Annotated in this window: 1 protein-coding gene; it reads right to left on the reverse strand. The window is 68.9% G+C overall.

The genetic code is table 11. The features are described from left to right. The coding region (locus ACIPIA_RS11950) for an Ig-like domain-containing protein (protein WP_400509755.1) at positions 1-3819 on the reverse strand (3819 nt) is incomplete at both ends.

Here is a 3819-nt window from a genome sequence, read left to right on the forward strand (position 1 = left end):
TGCCGTCCGGATTCACGGTCGCGACGCCGGAACCGGCCGGCTGGCCGAGTCCGTAGGTCAGCGGATCGTTCTCGGGGTCGCTCGCCAGCGGCAACGTGCCGTCGAGGCTGCCGTCCTCGGCGACCTCGAAGGCGGCATCGGCGCCGATCGGCGCGTCGTTCACCGGCGTGATCGTGACGCTGATCGGCACGATGACGACGCCGCCATTGCCGTCGTCGACGGTGATCGCGAAGGTGTCGGTGCCGTTGAAATTGGTGTGAGGCGTGTAGACGTAGCTGCCGTCGGCCGCCAGCGAAACCGTGCCGTTGGCGGGCGGCGCCGTCAGGGTGAAGGTCAGAGCGTCGCCATCCGGATCGGTGGCGACGACCGCTCCGGCGATCGGCGTATCTTCGGGCCCGCTCGGTGGCGGAGCCGAGACGACCGGCGGGTCGTTCTCCCCGTCGAGCATGATCGTTGCAACGTCGCTGTCGGTGAGCGGCCCGCCGGCGCCGCTATTGCCGCCGTCATCGGTGAGCATGGTCAGCGTCACGGCGGCGTTGCTGTTAGCTACCGGCTGATAGATAGGCGCGGTGCCGCCGGCGAGATAGGCGTTGAGCGCGTCGCGCGTGCCGCTGAGCACGATCGTGGCCGTGCCCGAGCCGGAGACGGCGACATCGCCCGTCGCGGACGCGGTGAGGCTGCCGGCATCGACGCCGAGGGTCACGGTGATGACACCGGCTCCGGCATCGACATCTGCCACCGAGATGCCGGTGAGCTGTAGCGGCGTGTCCTCGCTGCCCGCGAAAGAAGGCGGCAGGCCGTTGACCGGGGCGTCATTCACGGGACTGACGGTTCCGGTGACCACCGCAGTGGCCTCGAGCGCGCCGTCCGAGACAGTGTAGGTGAAGGACGGCGTGCCGCTGTAGTCGGCATTGGCCGCGAATGTCAGCGATCCGTCGCCGTTCAGGGTGACGATGCCACCGGCGACTGCGACCGAGCCGCCGACCGCGATGGCCTGGTTGTCGATGCGCGTGATCGTCAGCGGGCTGCCATCCGGGTCGCTGTCGTTGCCCAGCGGCGCGATCGTTGCGCTGCCGTCCTCATCGATGGCGAACGCGCCGGGGTCATCCACGGCCACCGGCGCGTCATTGACCGGCGTCACGGTGATCGTCACCACCGCCTGCGCTGTGCCGCCCTGTCCGTCGCTGACGCTGTAGGTGAAGCTGTCGATGCCGTTGAAGTTCGGCGCCGGGGCATAGTCGTAGCTGCCATCCGCGCGGAACGTCAGCGTCCCGTTCGCCGGGCCGCTGACGACCGAGTAGGTCAGCGCGTCGCCGTCGGGATCGCTGTCGCCGCCCGTGACGCTGGCGCCGAGCAAGGGCGTGTCCTCGGCGGTCGTGGCGCTGTCGTTGCCGGCGACCGGAGGCGGATTGGTCACGGTCAGCGTGAAGCTGCGGGAGACGGCGAGGCCGCCAGGATCTGTCGCCGTGACGGTGATGACGTAGACACCGTTGGCGCCGGGGCCGAGGATGCTGGCATCGCTGCGCAACGTGCCGGTGATCTGGCCGGTGGCCGAGATCGAGAGCCCGTCCGGCAGGTCCTCGGCCGAGAAACTCAGCGCGTCGCCCTCGATATCGAAGAAGACGGTCGAGGCGTCGTAGTTCACAGTGCCGGCATCAACGGCCGCGAGCGGCGGCAACACGCCGGCGCCGGGCGCGTCGTTGGCGCCGTCGACCGTGACCGTCAGCGTTGCCGTCGCGGCGCCGCCATTGCCGTCCGAGATCGTGTAGCTCACCGTGGTCTGGCGCTGCTCGCCGAACTGGAGGTCGTCGAAATCGACGCCGGGCGAGAAGATGAAGCTGCCATCGGCGGTAATGACGAAGTTGCCGCCGTTCGAGCCGGCGACCGTGCTGCCGACGCCACCCGAGGCTACGCCGACCCCGACCACCGTCAGGGCATCGCCATCCGGATCGCTGTCATTGCCGGTGACCACACCGGAGATATCGGCATTCTCCTGGGCCGAGGCGCCGTCGTCGACGGCAACCGGGGGGTCGTTCTCGCCCGAGACGGTGACGGTGATGACGTAGCTTTGCGGCGGCGCGATGCCGTCCGACACCGAGTAGGTGAAGCTGTCCGGCCCGCTATAGTCGGCATTCGGCACATAGGTGAAGCTCCCGTCGGAATTGATCGTGACGGTGCCGTGCTCGGGGGCGATCGTGCCCGCCGCATAGGTCAGGGACGGGCCGTCGACATCGGTCGCGACCGGCAGCATGCCGCCGAAGGGCGTGTCCTCGGTGACCTCGATCGCGCCATCCGCGCCGACCGGCGCGTCATTGACCGGTGTCACGGTGACGGTGACGGTCACCGTGACTTCGCCGCCAAGGCCGTCCGAGACGGTGACGTCGAAGGAATCCGTGCCGTTGAAATCGACTGCCGGGCTGTAGCTGTAGCTGCCGTCCGGATTCAGCACGACCGTGCCGTTCGGCGGCTGAGCGACCAGCGTGAAGCTCAGCGCGTCGCCTTCCGCATCGCTGGCTGGGATCGCACCGGTGACGGCTGTGTCCTCGGCCGTGGTGATGCTCGAATCCGAGGCGATCGGCGGATCGTTCGTGCCGGTGACGGTGATGCGGAGGACGGCGCTCGCCACGCCGCCTTCGCCGTCCGAGACGGTATAGGCGATGCTGGTCTCGCGAGTTTCGCCCGCGGCGAGATCGTCGAAGGCCGTGCCGGGGTCGAAGCTGTAGCTGCCATCGGCGAGGATGGTGAAGCTGCCGCCATTCGAGCCGGCAGCCGGCGCGCCGACGCCGTTGCCGCTCGCGCCGACGGCAATCACTGTCAGCGCATCGCCATCCGGGTCGGTGTCGTTGCTCACGACATTGCCCGTGGCGCTCTCGTTCTCGCCGGTGCCGCCGGCATCGTCCACCGCAATCGGCCCCGGATTGGTCACGGTGATGGTGAAGGTCCGGCTGGCGCTGTTGCCCGCCGGATCCGCCGCGGTGACCGTGACGCTGTAGATGCCGCCGCCGAGCTGCGAGGCGGAGCTGTCGACAAGGCCGGAAATCACGCCGTCGGCCGAGATCGTCAGCCCCTCGGGCAGTCCGGTCGCGGTGAAGCCGAGAGCGTCGCCATCGGGGTCCGAGAAGGCGCCGGAGACATCGACGTTCGGCGCCTGGCCATCGACCATGGCGAGGTCGGGTAAGGGGCCGGCGACAGGATCGTCCTCGACCGGCAGCACCGTGATCGTGACGGTATAGGTCACGGTCGCGGTGCCGTCGCTGACCGTATAGGTGAAGCTGTCCGGCCCGGAATAGTCGGGATTCGGCGTGTAGACGTAGGCGCCGCCGGCACTGATCCTGACGGTGCCGTTGCCGGCCTCGCCGACCAGCGCATAGGTCAGGGTGTCGCCGTCCGGGTCGGTCGCGACCGGCAGGGCGCCGGTGGCTTGCGTATCCTCGTCGAGCGAGATCGAGGCGTCGCTGCCGATCGGGGCATCGTTCTGGCCGGTGACGGTGATGCTCAAGGTTGCCGTCGCGACGCCGCCATTGCCGTCGGAGATGGTGTAGCTGATGCCGGTGACGCGCTGCTCGCCGAGTTGCAGATCATCGAAAGCCGTGCCGGGATCGAAGCTGTAGCTGCCGTCGGCCTGCAGCACGAAAATGCCGCCGGCGCTGCCGGCGACGGGGTTGCCGAGATTGTCGGCGCTGCCGGCGACCGCGACGACGCCGAGCGCATCGCCCTCAGGGTCGCTGTCATTGCCCAGCACGCCCGGGGCGGCGCCGGTGATGATCGCATTCTCGGTCGTCGTGGCCGTATCGTTCACCGCGACAGGCGCTGTGTTGG

This window comes from Allobosea sp. CER48, assembly GCF_044752385.1.
Taxonomy (GTDB): domain Bacteria; phylum Pseudomonadota; class Alphaproteobacteria; order Rhizobiales; family Beijerinckiaceae; genus Allobosea.